23 protein-coding genes are annotated in these 21,650 nt (G+C 38.8%); 2 read left to right on the forward strand and 21 right to left on the reverse strand.

The window, feature by feature from the left end:
- The 21 genes from mutS to WMO75_RS14790 all read right to left on the reverse strand — a co-directional run.
- A partial coding sequence (gene mutS, locus WMO75_RS14695) for a DNA mismatch repair protein MutS (RefSeq protein ID WP_349078331.1) occupies window positions 1–1,862 on the reverse strand: 1,862 nt, incomplete at its 3' end.
- A 168-nt stretch (window positions 1,863–2,030) separates the two neighbouring features.
- Window positions 2,031–2,327 carry a tyrosine-type recombinase/integrase gene (locus tag WMO75_RS14700; protein ID WP_349078334.1) on the reverse strand — a complete coding sequence of 99 codons (297 nt, stop codon included), beginning with the start codon at window positions 2,325–2,327 and terminating at the stop codon, window positions 2,031–2,033.
- Entirely contained in the window at window positions 2,275–3,309 is a 1,035-nt protein-coding gene (locus tag WMO75_RS14705) for a site-specific integrase (RefSeq protein WP_349078317.1), read from the reverse strand. The genes WMO75_RS14700 and WMO75_RS14705 overlap by 53 nt, the downstream gene beginning before the upstream one ends.
- Window positions 3,310–3,379: 70 nt before the next feature.
- Window positions 3,380–3,577: a helix-turn-helix domain-containing protein gene (locus WMO75_RS19990; RefSeq protein WP_005422911.1), complete on the reverse strand. Its 198-nt coding sequence runs from the start codon at window positions 3,575–3,577 to the stop codon at window positions 3,380–3,382.
- Between the two features lie 94 nt (window positions 3,578–3,671).
- Entirely contained in the window at window positions 3,672–5,231 is a 1,560-nt protein-coding gene (locus tag WMO75_RS14710) for a hypothetical protein (RefSeq protein ID WP_349078319.1), read from the reverse strand.
- Window positions 5,232–5,862: 631 nt separating this feature from the next.
- A complete protein-coding gene (locus WMO75_RS14715) occupies window positions 5,863–8,052 on the reverse strand; it encodes a PcfJ domain-containing protein (protein ID WP_349078321.1) in 2,190 nt (729 codons plus the stop codon).
- Window positions 8,053–8,154: 102 nt separating this feature from the next.
- Window positions 8,155–10,347 carry a PcfJ domain-containing protein gene (locus WMO75_RS14720; protein WP_055066223.1) on the reverse strand — a complete coding sequence of 731 codons (2,193 nt, stop codon included), beginning with the start codon at window positions 10,345–10,347 and terminating at the stop codon, window positions 8,155–8,157.
- Entirely contained in the window at window positions 10,344–10,886 is a 543-nt protein-coding gene (locus WMO75_RS14725) for a DUF7666 domain-containing protein (RefSeq protein ID WP_349078323.1), read from the reverse strand. Before WMO75_RS14725 ends, WMO75_RS14720 begins: the two co-directional genes overlap by 4 nt.
- A gap of 11 nt (window positions 10,887–10,897) precedes the next feature.
- The gene (locus WMO75_RS14730; RefSeq protein ID WP_349078325.1) at window positions 10,898–11,617 is read right to left on the reverse strand and encodes a Cas9 inhibitor AcrIIA9 family protein; all 720 of its coding nucleotides are present in this window, start codon (window positions 11,615–11,617) and stop codon (window positions 10,898–10,900) included.
- Between the two features lie 67 nt (window positions 11,618–11,684).
- Window positions 11,685–12,098 (reverse strand): hypothetical protein, encoded by a 414-nt coding sequence (locus WMO75_RS14735; RefSeq protein WP_349078327.1) that lies wholly within the window; start codon window positions 12,096–12,098, stop codon window positions 11,685–11,687.
- Entirely contained in the window at window positions 12,064–12,399 is a 336-nt protein-coding gene (locus tag WMO75_RS14740; RefSeq protein ID WP_055066226.1) for a hypothetical protein, read from the reverse strand. Before WMO75_RS14740 ends, WMO75_RS14735 begins: the two co-directional genes overlap by 35 nt.
- Before the next feature lie 45 nt (window positions 12,400–12,444).
- Window positions 12,445–12,864 (reverse strand): DUF4313 domain-containing protein, encoded by a 420-nt coding sequence (locus tag WMO75_RS14745; RefSeq protein WP_244094792.1) that lies wholly within the window; start codon window positions 12,862–12,864, stop codon window positions 12,445–12,447.
- Window positions 12,865–13,499: 635 nt separating this feature from the next.
- On the reverse strand, window positions 13,500–14,129 hold the full coding sequence (locus WMO75_RS14750) for a site-specific integrase (RefSeq protein WP_242650128.1): 630 nt from the start codon (window positions 14,127–14,129) through the stop codon (window positions 13,500–13,502).
- Window positions 14,130–14,431: 302 nt separating this feature from the next.
- Window positions 14,432–15,391 (reverse strand): D-alanyl-D-alanine carboxypeptidase family protein, encoded by a 960-nt coding sequence (locus WMO75_RS14755; RefSeq protein ID WP_005422939.1) that lies wholly within the window; start codon window positions 15,389–15,391, stop codon window positions 14,432–14,434.
- 44 nt (window positions 15,392–15,435) lie between these two features.
- The gene (locus WMO75_RS14760; protein WP_005422940.1) at window positions 15,436–15,927 is read right to left on the reverse strand and encodes a hypothetical protein; all 492 of its coding nucleotides are present in this window, start codon (window positions 15,925–15,927) and stop codon (window positions 15,436–15,438) included.
- A 29-nt stretch (window positions 15,928–15,956) separates the two neighbouring features.
- Window positions 15,957–17,144, reverse strand: a complete 1,188-nt coding sequence (locus tag WMO75_RS14765; RefSeq protein WP_005422943.1) for an ABC transporter permease — start codon at window positions 17,142–17,144, stop codon at window positions 15,957–15,959.
- A complete protein-coding gene (locus WMO75_RS14770) occupies window positions 17,134–17,847 on the reverse strand; it encodes an ABC transporter ATP-binding protein (protein ID WP_005422944.1) in 714 nt (237 codons plus the stop codon). Before WMO75_RS14770 ends, WMO75_RS14765 begins: the two co-directional genes overlap by 11 nt.
- A gap of 8 nt (window positions 17,848–17,855) precedes the next feature.
- Window positions 17,856–18,692, reverse strand: coding sequence for an efflux RND transporter periplasmic adaptor subunit (locus tag WMO75_RS14775; protein ID WP_005422947.1), 837 nt, complete (start codon window positions 18,690–18,692; stop codon window positions 17,856–17,858).
- Window positions 18,693–18,838: 146 nt separating this feature from the next.
- Complete coding sequence (locus tag WMO75_RS14780; RefSeq protein WP_005422949.1) at window positions 18,839–19,927, reverse strand: sensor histidine kinase; 1,089 nt, start codon at window positions 19,925–19,927, stop codon at window positions 18,839–18,841.
- On the reverse strand, window positions 19,914–20,612 hold the full coding sequence (gene vanR, locus WMO75_RS14785; RefSeq protein WP_005422951.1) for a VanR-ABDEGLN family response regulator transcription factor: 699 nt from the start codon (window positions 20,610–20,612) through the stop codon (window positions 19,914–19,916). Before vanR ends, WMO75_RS14780 begins: the two co-directional genes overlap by 14 nt.
- Window positions 20,605–20,787 carry a helix-turn-helix domain-containing protein gene (locus WMO75_RS14790; RefSeq protein ID WP_005422953.1) on the reverse strand — a complete coding sequence of 61 codons (183 nt, stop codon included), beginning with the start codon at window positions 20,785–20,787 and terminating at the stop codon, window positions 20,605–20,607. Before WMO75_RS14790 ends, vanR begins: the two co-directional genes overlap by 8 nt.
- A gap of 160 nt (window positions 20,788–20,947) precedes the next feature.
- Here WMO75_RS14790 and WMO75_RS14795 point away from each other — a divergent pair, with 160 nt between their 5' ends.
- Complete coding sequence (locus tag WMO75_RS14795) at window positions 20,948–21,307, forward strand: helix-turn-helix transcriptional regulator (protein ID WP_173907081.1); 360 nt, start codon at window positions 20,948–20,950, stop codon at window positions 21,305–21,307.
- A gap of 244 nt (window positions 21,308–21,551) precedes the next feature.
- The coding region (locus WMO75_RS14800; protein WP_435378632.1) for a plasmid mobilization protein at window positions 21,552–21,650 on the forward strand (99 nt) is incomplete at its 3' end.

Here is a 21,650-nt window from a genome sequence, read left to right on the forward strand (position 1 = left end):
GATTTACCTGCCATATTCGGTCCGGTGATGATGGAGACACGTTTTTTCTGATTGTCCAGATATGTATCGTTAGAGATAAACATATCGTTTTCGATCATCTGCTCTACGACCGGATGACGACCGCCCTTGATATCCAGGACGCCGCTCTCGTTAATCTTCGGTTTGACAAAGTTATTTTTCTCAGCAACAAGGGCAAGAGAGGCAAAAACATCGAGCGCTGCAACTGCCTTCGCTGTCCGCTGGATACGGACAACCTCCTGTCCGACTTTATCCCTGACATCTGCAAACAGTTCATATTCCAGCGCATACAGGCGGTCCTCCGCGCCGAGGATCAGATCTTCGAGTTCTTTGAGTTCCTGTGTGATATAGCGCTCGGCATTGGTCAGTGTCTGCTTGCGGACATAATTATCCGGAACCTGGTCTTTGAATGAATTCGTTACCTCAAGGGCATATCCAAACACACGGCTGTATTTGATCTTGAGTGTCTTAATCCCGGTACGTTCCTTTTCGCGGGCTTCCAGCTCTGCAAGCCATTTCTTGCCGTCGGTCCTGGAACGGCGGTATTTGTCGACATCTGCATGATAACCTTCCCTGATGATGCCTCCGTCTTTCTGTGCGAGCGGCGGTTCATCCACGATCGCGCGTTTGATCAGATCTGTGACATCCTCAAGCGGGTCCATATCTTCATAGATTTTCTTAAGGACCGGAGCCTCAAATTCCTGAAGGACCTGGCGGATATACGGGATCATTGCCAGTGAAGAAGCAAACGCCACCATATCTCTCGGGTTTGCGGACTGATAACTGATGCGGCTGATCAATCTCTCCAGATCGTAGATCGGATTGAGGTATTCACGGATCTCATCGCGCAGCATCGGCCTCTGGGTCAGTTCTTCCACTGCCTCCAGACGGGCACGGATCTCAGATGCATCGATCAGCGGCTGCTCTACATATCCTCGTAACGTTCTGGCTCCCATTGCGGTCTTTGTCTTATCAAGTACCCAGAGAAGAGATCCTCGTTTCTGTTTCTCACGAAGTGTCTCTACCAGTTCCAGGTTTCTGCGGCTGGAACTGTCGATCAGCATAAATTTATCCGCGGAATACGGACGGATCGATGCCATATGAGATAAGGCTGTCTTCTGTGTCTCATTCAGATACTGAAAAAGTGCTCCTGCTGCGATCACGCCGCTGTCATAATCCTGGATACCAAGTCCTTCCAGTGTATTTACATGGAAGTGTTCTCTCAGTGTGCGCTTGCACAGACTGTCATCAAAATACCAGTTATCCAGCGGGAAAATACAGATATGAAGGCGGTCTTTCAGATCTTCTGTATCAATTCCGCTCATAAAAAAAGCGTCATTGCAGATGATTTCCGCAGGGACGAATTTGTTGATCTCATCAAGAAGCTTCTGAGGTTTGTCAACTTCTGTAAGAAAACAATCACCTGTTGTGATATCTGCGATGGCACAGCCAAAATGATCTTCCATTGATACAATAGACATCAGATAATTATTCTTGGACTCATCCAGAGAAGTCGCATCCAGCGTTGTTCCGGGTGTAACAACACGGATCACTTCCCTCTTGACCAGCCCTTTGGCTTTCTTCGGATCCTCCACCTGCTCGCAGATTGCTACTTTGTGTCCTCTTTCGATCAGGCGTTTGATATAGGTCTCCGCCGCATGAAACGGAATCCCGCACATCGGTGCACGCTCTTCAAGGCCGCAGTCCTTGCCTGTCAGTGTCAGTTCCAGTTCTTTGGATACAAGCAGTGCATCATCAAAAAACATCTCATAAAAATCGCCCAGGCGGTAAAATAAAATACAGTCTTTATAAGTTTCCTTGGTCTTGCAGTATTCCTGCATCATCGGTGATAATACACTAATATTCTCCGGAAACCCAGTGTTTATGCGGCTTTTAGAAGTTCCAGGTGTTGATTTGACCACATTATTACGATAGTTTTTTCCCTCGTTAGTGTTTTTGTCTATACTCAAGTATTTAAACCTCTCTTTAAAATTTTATCTCCATTTGCAAAATCAGGTTTCTGTTCCGTATTTTTGAATATACAGTTCGTATTCGTCATCTATATGTTCTTCTTCAATGTGTGTATAATAATTAGTCATTTTTTCATCAGAGTGTCCAGCTATTTTCTTTACTGTAGCGGCATCCATTCCCGATTGAATGCATCTTGTTACAAAAGTATGACGGAAAATATGAGGATGAACATCCATTAAATTCGGATCTCTGTTCTCTTTTTCTGCCAGAGCAATTTCATGTTTATTAACAATCCCAACAATCCCGCCTGCATTCTGTTTGAGCTGATGATGGAAGATAACTTCTTCCTGAAGATGTTGTAAAAATCAGACCGGGATATTTTTTTAAAAGTATATTTGGTTTTCCCCAGGTTTTCCCCAGGTTTTCTTTATCACGATCCTGTTTTTCCTTCCAGCTCATAAAAGCAGCAATCACTGCATCCGTTAATGGAACCTTTCTATTGCTGGCACTTTTCTTTGGTGTTGTAATCTGAATAGTAGAATACCTTTCAGGAAGTTCATTTCCTTTCAAATCATAATATTTTGTAACTCTGTTTAAGGTTTTATATACACGAAGCTTTTCATGCTTAAAGTCAAGATCACACCATTCTAGGGCAAGTGCTTCCCCTATACGTAATCCTGTATGAAGAAGAATAAAAAAGAGTTCATAATACCGGGTATTCTTGCAGCTCTCAAGGAAACGATGAGTGTCATATATACTAAGACATTTTTCATCTTCTTGTTCCTGCATTATCTTCTCATCAGGTATTTCACCCGGTTCTTCTTTAGGCAGTTTAATATCGGCTACGGGATCTATGGGTATCATTTTTCCACCATATGCCTTTTTGAAAAGCTGACGGACTACACTTAATGATTGTATTACCGTTGTACGTGCATATCCTTCTTCTTCGAGTCCCTTTATCATGTCAAGAATATGTGTTGGACGGACCTCTATTAACCTCATGTAACCAATATATTCTCTTACTCGCTCAAAACCATTTACATAGTTACTTAAAGTGGTTGCTTTAACAGAATGCACCACATAAATAAGCATCCATTTTTCATACCACTTTGAAACAGAAATTCTAGGATCATATCCTGCAATTCCGGGGGAAACATTAGCAAGGTAGGCATTTCTTTCTTTTTTTAGATGTTGTAAATTTGTACCATAAATTGAAAACGTTTTTCCTGTACCGCGAACGAAAATTCTGGCCTCATATCGTCCATCTTTTCTTTGATATAATCCTTTTCCTAATTCTTTACCCTTTAAGTTTTTGCCCATAACACCACCATCCTTTCTGATGATAATGCATGGCACTGGATATATATTTTAGCACAACAAAAAAAAGCTTTCAAGACTGCCGATCTATCCATTTTTGAAATTTTTTCTTATCAATCAGTGTTCTGCGCCCAATCCGTACCATGAAACAGTTTTCATTCATCAATGATCTCATTGTTTTCTCAGAAAGTCCTGTAAGCTCACAGGCTTCTTTAACGGATATAAGAATTTTATCGTTGTTTGCTTCCGGCTGTGTTTTTTTTCGCAACATATATAACCGGTCAATATCTGCAGGCAGATGATATTGACCGTTCCTCCTCTCTATTATATAAATTCTAAAAAAGGCTGCCTGCTGGCCTTATAGATTAATCCAATGTTCTACGTTCCTGTTGGCTGACATAATACTCCACTGCTTCCTGTAAACTGCATCCGGCCCTATGGCTTCGACTTATTACACTGCTTTTATTTATTCCTAATTCCTCACAGCATACTTTAAGCGATGGATAAACAGTTCCATGATATTCAAATTCCGGGTTACTTAACATTTTTTTCCTTTTTCTCGTCATAAAATGTGTAAACGATTCTTCAAGAGAACAATTCTTATCTCGTGCTCTTTGTCTCACACATATATCATCAATACCATATTTTTGACAACATGCCCGGAGACTTCGATATTCTATTCCTTTAAATGTAAATTTTTGTATTCTTTCGGCAATCATATCTTTATTTTCAATAAAATGCTCCAATGATTCTTCCATAGTACAATTCAATCTATATTTTCTTGAAGATACACTGTCAGCGTTGACTCCATATTCCAGACAGCATTCTTCCAAAGACCTATAGGTTTTGTCTCTAAAAATAAATACCGACGGCTGTGTTTCCATTCTGGCTTTCTTTATGAAATGATCCAAAGATTCTTCAATGCTGCATTCTGTTGTTTTGGCACGGTTACGCACACTGGAAGCATTAACGCCGTATTCAGCACAACATGCTGAAACACTTTTATACCTTTTCCCTTTATAAAAGAATTGCATTTTCGGTGTTTCTGTTTCCTTTTTTTGAATATAATATTTCACAGCTTCTTCCCATGTACACTTTTTTCGCCAAGCTCTACTGCGTACACTAGATTCATTAATTTCATAGAATTCACAACATTGTCCAAGTGAGATATATTTATTTCCCTCATAAAAAAAAGCCTCTTTTGCACGATGCCTTTCTTTAGACATCACTTGATTTTCAGGAATTTCTTCTTTTTTCGTTACTTCTTTTGGCATACAACCTTCCATATGAGAGATAATTTCTTCCATAACATCCGCGTGAGGACGTTTCGCTTTAAATACTGCTGAACTTACTGACTTTGGTTTTAATCCATACGCAAGACAACATTCCGTAAAATTTTTGTATTCTTTTCCACGGAATTCAAAGGCTCTTTTCTCTTTAGATTTGATATAATGTGTAATCGCACGTGTAGAAGAAACCCCATTTTTTTCCATATACAAACGTACTGATATAGGATTTATCTCCAGGTCTTCACAACATTGAGGCAGTGATGGGTATTTCACACCATGATATGTGATTTCATGTGCCTTTTTCCATTCTATTGCCCGTTCAATCGCTTCCTGTGGTGTGCATTTTCGATTCCACATATCGGTCTTGACAGAATCTTCGTTTAAATCATAAAATTCGCAGCAGGTCTTAATGCTGGCCCATTTTCGATTTCGGAATATGATCTCTTTACTTTTTTTCAATTCAATAAAATGTGTAATTGCTTCTTCAGTATTGCATTTATATTGATTCTGGTACGACATTACACTACGGTAACATATTCCATAAACTTTACAGCATTGACGTTTACTTTCAAAAGTCTTTCCATTATATACAAATTTGAATTTCTCCCTATAGTTTGATCTGATTTTACGTGGCATAAAAACTTCTTTCCTCCTTTTGGCGTGATTGGATCTGATACATGTCAAAACATTTTGCCAAACAAAAAAAGACACTCCAAGAGTCCATTTTACTCTTTTTGTGTCTTTATCGATTGATCCGCAGACGCGGTATAAAGTATAAAATTCTGACCTCGTATCAGAATAAAATTTTATGCAATCTGTCTTGCAAAATGTTCAATTTTATCGTATCATTCCAGATATTTAATGTCAATTTCACTACAGGCTTTAAACAGTAGCAGCTGCGTAGTATTTTACTCGTATTCCTGCGAATACATACATAAACTGTTGCATACATGTAAATGCCCCTCCGGTCTTTTCACCGGAAAAGGGCACTTACAGAAGGCTTTTTGTATTCATGTCATACAAAAAATCACATAAATCAAGATTGGAAATGAAACAAACATAAGCCCAAAATCAACAAAGATCAATAGCAACTTTAATTTTTCCTCCAAAGCTCATCCTCCGTTTCGAGTATATTTAAGGAATTCCATAAAATCCCTTATACTTAAATAAAAGAGAATTTCAGAGCTGTTTCTGTAAATATCCCCAAACTTTCACAGGAATTTCATTTTTACTTTTGAAGTTACTTTTGTGATATATCAATCTGCTATTATGCGGCCTGTTCTTCCAGTTCCCGATTCCCTGCCTCCATTAAATCTTTCTCCAGAATTTCAGCAAGCAATTTGTTGCAATACCCAACACCGTTTACACGAACGCCTTTGCTGCGGAGCTCGTCAATCTCTTTTTTCCTAAGACTCTGACTTTTTACAGCCAGTTTATAATCTTCTTTTGCCAGTTTCTTTTTTAATTGTTTCTGCCATTTTATAAGAAAATCCCTTGCAAGCTCAATATCTTCATTCTGCTGGTTATAAAAAGTACGTGTCTGCCTTATGGTCCCATCCGGTTCCACTTCAAGCGTATAGTACGCCTCCGTTGGTTGTTCTGCCTTTCTTAAAAACAGGATATAGGATTCCTGCTGGCTCATTCGTTCATAATAGGTTTCTGTATTATTTACGCAGTGATGCATCAGTTTTGCTTCATACAAAATGTCATCCACTTTTTCCGGCACAACGATCTGATACTCTTTGTCCGCATATTCATATTTTTTCAAATCCCTGCATATACGATTCAGACCCGGATACTTCTTTTCCAGCTCTCCGGCTCTTAAAATCAAATCTTTTGCTTCTATCTCTTTTATCATTTCATTATGTCTCTGCATGAGCTTTCGTGCACGGTAGATAACAGAATCCTGCACATTCACTCCGACCCGAATTGCCATATTGAGATAATCCTTCCATGTTTTGATCAGGTCTTTCACGGATTCCCCACTTTCTGCTGCCTGCTTTTCCAGATAATTTTTGATCTGTAAAGGGGCCATACGATCCATAATGAACATAAGATCCGCTGGTTTAAGCTTTTCCCGGCACATCCACGAAATCACATCGTCACGGATCAACTTGTTTTGGGCTTTTTCAAGTAATAGCCATTGAAGAAAAATCTCTCCCCCATTGTTTGTACGCAGCCTTTTTAAGCGGAATCTATCAATTCCCAGTGCTTTTCCAAGATCTCCGGAATCTTCACAATAGATCTGTGCTTTATTATCCATAATGTCCTCTGCCAGATGATAAAGTCCTGCTTTAATGAGCCGTTCCAGATAAGGTCTTTCTTTAACCATTTCAAAAAAACTTACCGGATCTAAAAACCTTTTGACTTTTGCATATTCGTGGAATCCTGTCTTTCGGAATGTCCTGTTTTTAATACCATGCAGTGATTTTCCATAAATATTTCCCATATTATATTTTTCATATGTCATATAGCCACCGTAACCTGGATACAGTGGAACCTGTAATTTACCCTGGATCCATCGGCTTTCTTTTGTCCAATGATGACGGCCGAAATAATATTCTTTCGTATTTAATTTTTCATCATACAGGATTCTCCGGCGCTCAAAGAAAGAATATACTGGTTTTTTATATGAGCTGCTTACTATGAGCATCTGAAGCTGGAATTCTCTCAAAACAAATACATTATTTCCACAGGTCTGAAGCAGGTATGCAGTCTCTTTTTGGGTTTCTATATTTTTGGCCCGGCCTAATGCTTTATATTGAATCTGATGTCTGCATTTTGGGCAATGCCCCACTGCATTATGGTGAGGATGGCTGATTGGAACTTCGCTTTCACACCAACTACAATATCCTGTCTGATCTTTCCTGCGGCTGTAATGATAAAAGATAAAATTCTGGGTAATTCCAACTTTTTTCTGCCATCTCAGCCAGTCTTTCGGAATTTTGGGAAGTCTATCCATACACTGATCCCAGCTTGTCAGAATTTTTTCATATTTCATGCCCAGCCTCCGGTGTCTTTGCTCACGTTGATATACATACAGTGCATAAAAAGCATCGTCATATTCACTTTCAAGATACTTTTGGATCAACGCTGTATCCGCCTCTTTCATATAAGAATTTTCCTGATATAACCATTTTGAGAAAATGGTCTTATCCAGCATACTTTCTGACCATTTCTTTGTCCGGTAATCATACCCTTTAAAAATATCGTTCTTTTTATCAATATATAATGTATATACAGGTTTCCGACAGTCCATGGAAAGATATTCTGCCAGATAAAATGCTGCTTTTAAAATATTGTTTTCTACTTCTGCACGTAAATATAGCCCTCTCTGATAAATCAGCTGCTCCGTATAGTATCTTTTATCTCTTACCGGCACATCTTCTTTTGCAAGTTTTATCAGTTCATCCGTAGCTTCCAGCAATTTCATGTTACGCAATTCTTTTTTATTCATTTCCGTCCTCTCCTTCATTTTCTACTGCATATAATGTCATTTTCTCTTTTCTGCTCAAATGCAGCAGGGGAACTCCCTGCCGCATCCACTTTATCCTTTTATTTACGCCGCTATTTCAGTAGGGCTTTCTTCGTTTTCTGCCGATTCCACTGGTAGGTCCATTAAGTCTTTCTCTAAAAGATCAGCCAGAAGTTCCCCAGCAAATGCTCCGCCATGGACAACTACATGCTTATCACGTATCTCCTGATAGTTCTGCTGCCTGAGCTTCCTGCTTTCTTCTGTGCTCTTACGATCTTTTTTGGTTAATCGTTTCTGAATTTCCTTCTGCCACAATGTTAAAAAAGAAGTCACCTTATCAATGTCCTTATTTTGACGGTTGAATTCCGCACGTTTTTGCCGGATGGTTCCATCTGGTTCAACTTCCAGTGTATAAAACGGTACTTTCGGATTCTCTTTTTCCCGCAAAAACAGGATATAGCTTTCCTTTGAAACGATCCGGTCAAAATAAGTATCCGTCTTATTTACACAGTGATGAAGCGTATCACCTTCATGTAGGATGTCATCGATACTCTTTGGCGCAATAACCTGATATTCACCGTCACTGAACTCATATTTTTCTTTCAAATCAATGAGATGTTTCTGAAATCCGACATACTTTTCTTCCAGCTCCCTGCGTCGGATTCCGCGTTTCATTTCTTCTATCTTCAAAACCGCCTCTTTATGGCGCAGTTGAAGATCTCTGGTACGGTAAATAATGGAATCATGTATATCCATTCCCAGTCTTTTTGCCATAGAAAGATAATCGTTCCACACCTGCAGCACATGGCTGATATCATCCCCGGATTTTTCTGATTGTTTCACAAGATAATGTCGAATCTGGCAGATGCTCATCTGGTCCAGAACAAACTTCAGGTCGTTTGGTTCAAATCCTTCTTTTACCATCCAGCATATTTCTTCATCCCCGATTGTTTTTCCTGTACTCTTTTCAAGTTGCAGCCATTTAAGTTCTTTTACCCCGCCATTCATATCTCGGAGCCTTCGAAACTCTTTCTTATTCACGGATAGGAATTCGGATGGTTTTCTACCTTTTCTTTTTATTGCATCTGTTGTCCTGTAATCCAGTACATCATCAACTAACTGGAAAAGCCCTGTCTTTACAATCTGTTCCAGTACCGGATACGTCTTCCACAGGTAAAGATATTTTCCAGGATCTATCTTTTTCTGACCAAGGGCGTACTCACGCAGACCTGTTTCTTTTAATTCATGCCTGGACAGATCCGACAGGGTGTAAGGATAGACCATCCCTTTATACTGAATACCGCAGCAAGTATAATACCAAGGTTCCCCATATGAAATCCATCGCATTTCCCGCTGTTTAAACAGGCCATAAACAAAATTTGAAATTTCCTTTCCATTTGCAGAGAAGATTCTTCTCTGCTCTTCATGGCAGGTAGTTTCGCAATCTGTATAGCCGCCCCTTTTATACCACGTTCTGGCATGAAAGATCCTGAGCACAAAACCAGAAGTCTTGCGTCTCCTCTGGATAAGATAGACTCTGTACCACTTTGTACAAAATCTTCCAGACTTTCCCACAGAACGAAAAGTAATCGGTTGTCCACACACATTGCACCGTCCTTTCTGGTTATATTTGGGTGAGCGGATTGGAACATGTTTTTTGCAATATGTGCAGTATCCTTCTGTAGCACCATTTTTCTGATACTTGTAAAAGATATAGTGTTCCGTAATTCCATATTTTGAAACCCATCCGATCCAGTTCTTAGGCAGTCCAGATACAGTTTTCATCACCTGGTCCCATGAATCTGTGAGTTTTTTATCATGACGTATCCTTTGTTCTTTACGGATATTCGCCTGAAACTCTTCCAGTGCCCGGATTGCAGGCTGTATTGTCTTTAAATATTTTTGGATGATCTTTGTATCACAGCCATTTACATAGATGTTGCCCAAATTAGTTCTTACATCCCATAAGATACTTTCAAGAAGTGCCTTTCTCCATTTTTTTAATTTTTCATCATAGGTAATAAACCGTCTCTCTTTTCTGCTTATAAACAGACGGTACCTTGGAAAGTTTATATTCTCCTCAATATCCGTTACGGCAAACAGATACACTTTTAAAATTCCTTTTTCTACTGCTGCCCGACAATACATCCGATATTTTCCGGGTTCACCCCTTTGTTTCTCCAATGGACTCAAAGATATTTCCGTTTTCTTTGCATCGGCGATATGTCTGTTCATCACTTTTAATGGTTTTAATTCCATCAACCTCTTTTTTCTCATAACTCCACCAGCTTTCCAGTCACATCAATCCATGCTTCCTCCGGATATTTCTGACCATCGATACAGATGACCCCAATTTCCAGGATCTGGCTGTTGCCAGGCTGCTCCTTTAAAAGTAACAGTAAATCGCCCTTTTGTCCTTTGGCTTTGGGGTCTTTTCCACGTACAATGCAAAATCCGTTGCAGCTGGTCCCGTTTTCTTTTGCAACATGGGAGTTCCATTTCCGGTTTGGATATTTCGACATGTAAGCAGCTCCATGTAATAACAGGCTTCTCAATTCAATTTTCTTTAACAGGCGCATCTTTGTGCAGGAGATTTTTGAATCTTCTCCATCTTCATCCAAATCCCCTGATGCATCTACTATGTAATACACGGAATTTTTCCAATTCGGATAATAGCAGAGACAATCCAGTGGGTTTTCTGCACAATGAAATCCATTTTGTCTACAGTTTGCTTTTTCCGTTTCATTTATGCCATACTCCTGAAACTGAAAGCCCCGACATTTCAAATCCTTTTGAAATCCTTTATATGCGATCATATCCTTCTCCTTTAACTCTCTTTCGGCTGCATCATGTCAAACAAGGACATCTGCCCGGAATCTTTTGATTTTTTCTTGCTGATATGCTTTTCTTCCTGCTCCGCTGCTTCTTTGGGATGCACCTCGGAATCTTTCTTTGTCCCCTGGTTTTTCGGTATTGTTTTCGTTCTCTTATTTACCGAATCCCATTCCTTTTGAATCTTTTTCTTTTCTTCCTGCTCTTTTTCTGCTATTTCTTTTTCATCATCTTTCGCATAATATTCAAGTACCCAGGGAAAAACCTGGTCGCCGGAGAGTGCCAGGCCTGTATTGGCCCGAATGCCGTTCTCTCCCTTTTTTTTCGCTCCCTCCAGTGCAATGTTGTAGGCTTTTTGCGTCACGTAATCCAAACATCTCTGAAGCATCTTATGTTTTTTTAACACCTGTGCATCTAAAGCAGAATCCGTTTTGGCAAGATTTACAAGATACTGTCCTATGATGTCCGCAAAGCCTGCATCCTTTAAGGCAAACATTTCTGCACGCAGTTTTTCAGACGCATTCACAAACTTTCTTTCCTCAATCGGTATATCAACCAGCCGGTAGCGGCTGCCCTGAATAAATTCCTCTGTCTGTTTTTTGGAAACTGCATGTGCTTTGGCAAGTTCCCGCACACCATCCATATTCCCACTCTGGCGGTAATACAATGCTGCTGTATTTAATTCTTCTGCAGTTTTTATGATCTCATTTAACATAATCGGTCCCTTCTTTCCTGATAAAAACATGAGGCAGAAGAAAAAATCTCCTGCCTCTGCCTGCTTTTTATGCCGCATTCATTTTCTGTTCAGCCGCTTCCATTTCTTTTTCTACTTCCAATGCAATCCTGCGTCTCTCAGCATCATCAGAATCCAAAAGATTGATCATTTCCAACACAACACGGCGAACCCATTCATTTTCCTCCCATCCTGCACTGATCTGGCGGGCTTTTTCTGTCAGTTCCTTCCAGTCAGCATCTTCCAGATCCCTGCCACGATATTCCTTATAGAAAGAATAGATTTCTTTCATGGCTTTCGGTGCCTGAATCTTTGCCGCTTCATCCAAATTGGAAAGGAGCCCCATCAGCATGGGATGGTTTTTATATTTTTCAATCAAAGGACGGATACCGGTCTGTATTTTACCCGTATAAAGTCCTAAAAAATCATTAAATATTCCTGCAATCAATTTCTGATCTGTCATTCGTTTCCTTCCTTTCTGTGAATTTTCTTACTCTGCGCCTGACCGTAGATGGAAAACACTGAAATGCTTCCGATACTGCATCCTGGCTGTATCCCTGATCAAGAAGAGCCTTCATAGCCGCTGCCATTTCTGATTCCTTGAGCTTTTTTATGGACGGTTTCCGAACTTTCTTTTTCAGTATTTTCCGGCAAAGCGGATGATCTGGTCCGTATTCGTACATTGTGCTGGCTTCCGCTGCATTCAAATCGCACAGGATTGCGATCAGCAGACAGTAATATCCCTTATATTCGTCGTCTTTCATGCCGCACCACCTTTATTGCCTGGTTTTCAAATGTACCTCTTTATCCTAATTTGCTTTAAATTCTTTTTGATCAAGACCATTTTCGAGCAGATATCTTTCCGTACCTTCTGGATCGAGCTGTGCAAGTCGTGCAAGATTAAACTCTGCGACATAATAGCTGCCATAATTGATTTTCCTCTTACCTACAACTTTTCCGAGTTTATACTTCTCAATAAACGCAACCTTTGCTTTTGCGCCGCAATCTGAGATTATTGCCTGCCCCGGTCTTAGGAATCCCATAACTCCAATTGTAAGGTCTCCGAATAATTCCAGTTTTTCCTTACATTCTTCTTGCTTTTGCCATAATCCGACATACAGGGATCCGTCGCAGTACATATTCACTCTGACATATAATTCCTCATGTCCACATTCCCAGTCATATCCCAATGGTTTTTCATCTTTTCGAATGCATATATCCTGTCCCATATTCTGCCTCCTTTTTTAATTTTCCTGTTCATCTTTTATGGATTATTTTATATTTCCTCCCTTCCTGTTTTTTGTACACCCCACATTTCGTTTTTGGGCAACAAAAAAAGACACCAAAAATCTTCTTTTGATTTTTGATGTCTTCCTATTGATTGATAAAAGGCATTCGCCTAAATGTTGCTTCCGGAACAGCATATCCGGAACAAAAAACTTTACTGCGTGGCAAACCATGCATAAAAATAATCCATTTATATGGTAACACAATATATTGAATTCGTCAATAAAATACAGCGCATAGAATGCTATATCTTGTTATTCTGCCATTTTTCAAGTACGCTTACCATTTTTACTTCTCTGTCATTTCTACGTTCATCAGGAAAATTTCCAAGGAGTCATATATTGAAATATACTATAAAAAATAGTAGAATTTTTCTCTCTCGCACAAGATGAATAGAAGCCCGTTAAGGGATAGGAAAACGCCGAAAACCCGCATGAACACTACGTTTTTGTGAGTTGTCGGCGTTTCTTTTACCCTCTGTTTTCATGGTGCTTTTTCCGTAAATGGTGCCCAAATGGTGCCCAAATTCCACGCGGGCATATAAAAGGTTGTAAAGAGCAGTAAAGAGATACAGCGGTTAAAGGTCTATTTCGCTGTGTTTTTTCTTTGCTGCCCGTTTTCCTTTTTTCGGCTCGGCTTCCTTTGGTTTCTCCGGGGCTGCTTTTTCCACCGCGCTATGGTAAGCGTCCAAAACTTCTTTTTTTCGTTCAAGCCGCACGTCCACATAACGGGCGGTAACAGCTTCAAAGTTCATGGAAAGCCCAAGCGACGCGCCGATACCCGCAAGCGTATGCCCCAAGACTTCGCCAACCGTATAGAAGTCGCCTGTCAGTTGGTGCATATTGGTCGCTGCCGTATGTCGTAAATCGTGAAAACGAATGTGCGGCATATCCAAATCTTCAAGCAGCTTTCCAAATTGAGAGGACACCCACGACGCGGCGATAGGTGCGCCGTCCGGCTTTGCTACAACAAGGTCATTGTCATAGTAAGGCTTTCCGTCTTTTGCTGCCTGTTCTTTCTGTACTTCCTGCATGGCAAGCTGTTTGAGGAAGAACGGGCGGGCAAGCTCCGTAATGGGTAGCTTTCTGCCGTTGGATTTCGGCGGTGCCATTTCTTCAATGACTTTTGTTTTTGGCGGTACCTTGAAAGGTAGCTGCTCGGTAACATCAAAGGTGTTGTTCTCCAAATCCACATTGCGCCAACGCAAACATAAAAAGTATTTAGATGATGTGATTGTTCATCTTTATGCCCGAAATACCCCGTTGCAGGGGATAGACTTTTTTTGATAATTGGGGGAATGTCGATTTGTGTCGATAAGTTGATAAGTGCATGGCGGCTACCTCCTAAAGCCGCCATGCCTTTACATGGTAGAGGGTCGTCGTTGGAATTTAGATGGATAAAAAGAAACGGCGGCTCTGATAATCAAAGCCGCCGAAATAGAGTAGGCGCGTGAAAATGTGTCTGCTCTGCGACGGCTTTTTTTCTTTTGCCGTCGTCCGGCAGATGAAATCATTTAGTTAAATAGTCAGATTCATCTATTGTTTTAAGAATATAATTCACATCATCATATCTTGAAGAATCCGATTGAGAGCCTAAACTACATATTAAAAATTCCTTTCCATGTTGTTGATAAAGAACAACTAAATTATAGTCATTAGATAAGGAACCTGTCTTGATACCTTTAACATTTTCATTGTAATATTCTGATGTTTGGTCAAGAAAAGTATTAGTATTCCTCCATGTCTGCGTACTTCCGTCAGGTAAAGTAGCTGTATAATTACTCTTTGAAACAATATCTCTAAACCATTGCTTCTCTAAAAGGTGAGTAGATACTGATTTTAGGTCTGAAACGGTAGTGAGAGCATTGACATCATATCCGCTTGGGTCATATAAAATTGTGTTTTCATACCCTTGATTTTGTAAGTAATTATTTAGATGTTCCATAAAAACATTAATACGTTCTTGACTATTCTTAGCTTGTGGTGAAAGAATAGAACCACAATAATCCGCGACTACATAAGCAGCGTCATTTCCAGATGGAACCAACATGGCAGCAAACAAATTGTGGAGAAAATATTTTTTCGCGTCTATATTCGCAACAGATGAACCAGGTTTAGTTAATTGGATTGCTTCATAATTTGCAGGAACAATACTATCTAAATCCGCAAGTGTTGCTGCGTATTCAATGACAAATAATTTGGCTAAGCTGGCAGGAAGCTGTTGCTCGTTTTCTCGCTTTGAAATAAATATATTGTCATTAGAAAGGTCAACTAATATGAGGGATTTTGCATTATAAAAATCTTGAAAGAAAATTCCATTCAGCCAAGAGTTGATTTTATTCTTCTCATTGCGAAAATTGTCAGGTTTCATTGCCCACGGTATGAAAAATACACCTGCTATCGTTACAGCAGTAAGGAAAACAAAAAATATTCCGAAACGAGACGTCCTTCTCTTGTATTTTCTTTTCATAAATTGCACCTCCGACAGTAATCAGTCAGATTTAATAGGTAAATCTAATTGGCATAATTTGCTCTTATACTTTCTGTAAATCCAGAGGGGTCACCTAATTTTGCTTTATCTATATTTTCGCGCAAATAATTACGAGTTGCGTCATCACACCGGTCTATTCCCATATATGGCATGTCGAAGGCTTTTTCCAATTCTTCTAATGCTTTTTCGGCTCGCTCTGGATCTGTATTATAAGTATCAAGCCATTCTTTCATCCATGAATATTCCCACAAATAAGAAGCTCTCGTTTCTCCATAACCAACCTGAAAGGAAGCTCCTGTATCTTCATCTTCCAGTTTATCAGGAAGTGTAATGCCATCAGGCCAATTCAAACTGTCAATGGTTGCAAGATATTCTTCTTCAATGTGTGCAAAATCCGTGAGTCCTCTTGAAGTAGAATTTGTTTCAGAATTTGAACAACCTGTAAACATCAGACATACCAATAAAGAAAGCATTGCTCCTAAAAAAATCGTTGTTTTCATAGATAATATTTTCATGTTTTTCCTCCAATTTTATAAAATTTATTTTATCTAAGCGCCAATGCAGGTTCAAGCTTTGCAGCTTTTAACGCTGGCAATAGTCCTCCAAGCAACGCTACAACAACGGATGTTATAACAGCTACCACTGCCGAAAGAATAGGATATTCCAGTGCCGCTACGGGAGAATCCACAGGCAGAAATAACCCCATGCCTTGAACCAAGAAAAAGGATATCAGGATTGAAACAATACAAACAAACACTGATATAGTTAATTGTGCGCCTAACACTAAAGTAACAATATTCGCACGAGAAGCGCCAATCGCCCGTCTAATTAGTAATTCGTGAGTACGTTGTTCCAAGGATGATAACCCTATGTTAATTTGTCCTAATACAGAAACAAATAACAATAAAAATGATGTTACCAAAAGTCCTAATTGAAGTACAGAAAGTACGGAATTATAAGTATCTCCAATATCACTTTTCCCTATGATATCCAAATTTCCTCCTATTGTATCTTCTAAAATGTCATGTAATGACGAATACATCTGTCTCATGGTAATTCCCGCTTCTGAATGCCAATGAACAGTTGCATTTTTTACTTTCCACATATTCGGAACAAGTAGTTCTATTGAATGGGCGTCAAGATATACAGTTGGTATATCTGTCCCGTCATTCACAGTACCTACCACATTAAATGGTGTTAATGAAAGACTACTTTCTACATTTCCAACAGCATATGAAGTATCAAAATAATTCTGTGCTGCTTTATTTACTACCATGCACAGAGTTTTATTTATTTCCGAAGAATCAAACCAATCCCCTGATGACATAGGCAAATTATAGATTTTGTTATATGTGCTTGTAGTAAAAACAACATCTACGGGTACAGTCTTTTTGTAAACAGTGTCACTTATGTCTTGTAGAGAAGAGACAGACGCTACTGGAGCAACTGTTATCTCTTCCAGCATGGAAAAGGTAACAGCCACAAAATGATCAGTATTGTAAATTTCTCGAAAAAAATTCTCCATTTTAATGGTATCTTGAAAATCTGATCCTGTAATTGAAAAAGAATATGTAGGACTCCATCCATACATCTGTGCATTGACAGAAATCAAATATTCTTTACCAAGCGTTCCCACCAAGACAGAACTAATCATTGCAATAATTCCTACAAACATCGATATACCTGTTAAGATATTTCTTAGAGGAGAAATACGAAGGTCTTTAAGAATCATATTTAACACATTGAAGCCTCCCTCCGTCCATTTCAAAAATTGTATTACAAGTCTTTGCAATATCGAGGTCATGAGTTACTATTAAAAGCATAATGCCATTTTTAAGCACAACTTGATGTAAAAGGTCCATAATTTGTTTTCCGGTTTTTTTATCTAAAGCACCAGTAGGTTCATCACATAAAATGGCTTCCGGCGATACTGCAAGTGCGCGGGCAATCGCCACTCTTTGTTGTTCGCCTCCTGATAAATTAGATGGATAATCATTTTCTTTTCCTTCTAATCCAACACTTTGCAAAAGATTTCGTATTGCTTCTTTCCGCTGTCTTGTATTCATTTTCTTTTTGGAATAAAGTAAAGGAAGCTCAATATTTTCCCAAACTCTTAAATGTTTAATTAAAGAATAGTTTTGAAAAACAAAACCGATATTACTTGCTCGAAGCATAGATAGCTGGCTATCTGTTAAAGTGGAAACAGACATACCATTATAAAGAAATTCGCCTTGATATGAGTGGTTGAGTAAACCTATAATTGATATAAGGCTTGTTTTTCCTGAACCCGATTTGCCTACAATAGCATAGCTGTTTCCTCGCTTTAGTTCCATATTTGCTTTGTTTACAGTTACTAAGGTATCACCATTATTCAAATTAACAGTCGCTACCAAGTTTTTTATTTGAATTAAATTTCCTCCATTCGTTTTTTCCATGTTACAAATTACTCCTTACTCCTTGGGTCAAGGTTTGGGGGAATAGAAGAAATTGTATCGCCCTCATTTACACCCGACAATATTTCTATATATGCACCATCAGTTGCACCCAGCATAACTTCTGTTTGAATTTGTTTTCCGTCATTTATTACGGTTACCATTCCCTTACCTTGTCTGCCCGCAATGACTGAAAGTGGTAACAAAAGCACATCTTTTCTAGTTTCGGCTGTTATGACAACGGTAGCACTTTGTCCGGGTTTTACATCAATATCTTTTCCAATTAAACATTGCAATGTGCTTTCTGCATTTTCTGATACTGGTACTACAACTGCAATCGCTTCCGTAGGTCCCACACCATCAACTACTTGAAACTTTGCTTTTAATGCTGCATTTTCCGGCAATATTTTCAAAAAATTTTCAGCTTCAATATTGAGAGCAAAACCTGTGTACTTAGCTGTTGCTAAGGGATAATTTTTGGGAACACTCTCATTAGATGAGATAATAGAAAGAATCGTTGCGTCAACTGGGGATTTTATTTCTTCTTCAGATACTTTCCCAATCACACCACCCTCAGTAATTTTGTTGCCGGCTGAGGAACAGGCTTCAAAAGTACCCTCAACAGAAGAACATAAAACAAAATCCAAAGCCGGAATAATAGTTGTGTGAGCAGATACCGTTGGAGTAAGATTACCGCGAGTAACGGATACCGTTTCAACGGATTGTACTTTTGGATTTACGTTACTGGTTTCATTTTTCTGCTCGTCAAAACAACAGGCAGATAACACAATTATTATCATACATAGCATAGGTAACGCCATAATTCGATTTTGGTATTTCACCAACATACCTCCTTGTTATTGTATATTATATTTCGTTTAAAGATAAAAGGCTTTCACCTTGATACAATAATTATATCAAAATAAAAGCCTTAATTTTGATGATTGTTCGCAAGAAAATCCTCTTTTTTGCTACGGAATTTCTTACGATTTTCCTACGAAAGTGGAAGTGTAACTATAAATTTTATACACTCGTCTTTACTATGAGCAACAATAGTCCCCTTATGTAGTTCTACAATATGTTTCGCAATCGCAAGTCCCAATCCGGCACCACCACTTGTAGTATTTCTTGATGTGTCAACTCGGTAAAACTGCTCAAATATTAGTTTTAGTTTTTCTTCTGCGATAGGATTCCCAAAATTTTCAAAAGTAATTACAATAGTGTTCTCTTGAAGTTCTGTGGTTATTGCAACTTCTGTATCTGTATAACTGTAAATTACCGCATTACGCAAGAGATTATCGAACACACGTTGTATTTTGTTTGCGTCGCAATGTAGCATAATGTCGCTTGTACTATTGAGAGTACATTTCAAATTTTTTTCCTTTAATATGGGCTTAAATTCATAGATAAGTTGTTCTAATAAACGGGTCAAATTTATGTTGCTGTATTGTAATGTTATGTTAGATAAGTTAAATCGTGTGATTTCAAAAAACTCGTTTATCAAATCTTCAAGACGTTCTGCTTTATCAAGAGAAATAGAAAGATACTTTTCTCTTAACTCCTGTGATATTTGTTGTTCATCATCATGCAGTAGTGTTAGATAGCCAATGACGGAAGAAAGCGGCGTTTTCAAATCATGTGCAAGGTACATAATCAAATCATTCTTGCGCTGTTCATTTTCCTGTGCAAGTCGCGCATTGTTTTCTGCTTCTTGCTTTAAGCGATTTATGTTGATAGCAATTTCGCTTAGTTCCGGTGAGAGTTCAATATAATCTACTGATTTATCAAATAGTTTTCCTGTTGCAGCTTGTAACTCGTAGACATAATTAACAACCTTTTTCAAAAGTTTATAAGTCAAATACAAAATGCAAACTACCCATAATATAAGCCCTACCATATAAACATAAAGTCCCCTATATATCAGGTAGTAATGTTCCACATATCTATCCAGTACCCAAGTAAGTCCCATATCTAACGAAACCGTACACACTAAGATAATTCCCGAACAAATTACACTCTGTAAGATATAACTTTTAAACAGGATTGTAAGCAGATAATTTTGTTCATTTTTATTCAATTTCATAACCTACCCCCCAAACTGTTTTGATAAATTTTGGATTTTTGGCGGGTTCATTTAATTTTTCTCTAAGCCGCCCTATATGTGCCATTACGGTGTTGTTATTATCTAAATATTTTTCTTTCCAGATATTTTCAAATAGTTCCTCAGTTGAAACAACTTTGCCTTGATGTTCACATAAATACCAAAGGATTGAAAACTCGATAGGAGTTAAAGATATTTCTTTTCCGAACAAAAAGCATTTATGCGTGTCCTTATTGATAATCAATCCTCTAATGTCATATTCACTTTTTGGAAAAAACTGCTTTTTTGTTGGATTGTTGTACTTCTGATAGCGTCTTAACTGTGTTTTCACTCTTGCAATGACTTCAAGGGGATTAAAAGGTTTTGTTATATAATCATCGGCACCTATTGTTAGCCCCATTATTTTATCGCCATCATCAATTTTAGCTGTAAGCATAATAACAGGGAAATAATAATTTTCTCTAATTTTTTGGCAAATACGGAATCCGTCTATATCAGGAAGCATAACGTCCAATATCGCCAAATCAATTTCCGTTTTCTGAATACATTCCAATGCTTCAATTCCATTGTAATATTTGTGTACTATATAATTATCGTTTTTAAGATAAACTTCAAGTAAATCTGCTATCTCTTTTTCATCATCTACAACTAAAATTTTTTCATTCATTGTCTACACTCCTTTTTATCCTTTTATCAAATGGTTTTACTGCGCTCTTGGGTATCAACCACATATAACCGATTTTTGAAACACCAGGTATTCGATTTTCTTTACAAAGTATCTGCACACGCCGTTCAGAAATACCCCATTTTTCCGCTGCTTCGGGACAAGACATATATTCCATATCGTAACCGTCCTTTCTTCAAACATTATCAATATAATTATACTCGGATAACCGAATAATAGCAAGTACATGATATGCTCTATTTCTATCCATACTATGATGTGTGTAATCATATCTTGAAAGAGAGATGAAATATACAATGTAGTTGGGTGAAATGATTATGAAGCAGAGCAAAGAAAAGTTTGATTTTAAGGCTTTCGGACAGGCTATCAAAGCGGCAAGAAAAGCAAAGGGAATTTCCCGCAACCAGTTAGCGGATAAGCTGAACATTGCGCCGCGATATATCGCGTCCATTGAAAACAGCGGGCAGCACCCAAGTTTGCAGATTTTGTATGAGCTTGTAACCCTGCTTGACGTATCGGTAGACCAGTTCTTTTTCCCGGAACGGGAACAGGAAAAGTCCACACGCCGCCGTCAGCTTGATACCATGCTCAACGGCATGAGCGAAAAGGATTTGAAAATCCTGTCAGCTACCGCAAAAGGGATTGAGGAAGCCAACAACGAAATAACGGGGGAATAAAGTTCCCTCGTTTCTTCATAGAAAAAGCAGTTTGAAACGTCGCAGTTTGCGGCGTTTTTCTTTTGTCCTGCTTTGGCAAAATCAGATTTTCCATGTAGTAGGGATAAAGGGAGAAAGTTTCTTAGCAAGCATAGGAAAGGGGTACCCTTTCCGTATTTTCGCCCTCCTGCGCTGCGGCGCGTCGGTTGAAAATTGCTTGTTGGGAAGTGTCCCAAACCCTCGGAATGGAAAGGAGTGTGAGCCGATGAACGGCAGGAAACGGACAGTACAAATTAAATTCAGAGTAACAGAGGAAGAACGGGCGTTCATTGAACAGAAAATGCAGCTCGTCCCTACCCGGAAC

The sequence above is a fragment of the Blautia intestinihominis genome (assembly GCF_040096655.1).
GTDB classification, from domain to species: domain Bacteria; phylum Bacillota; class Clostridia; order Lachnospirales; family Lachnospiraceae; genus Blautia_A; species Blautia_A intestinihominis.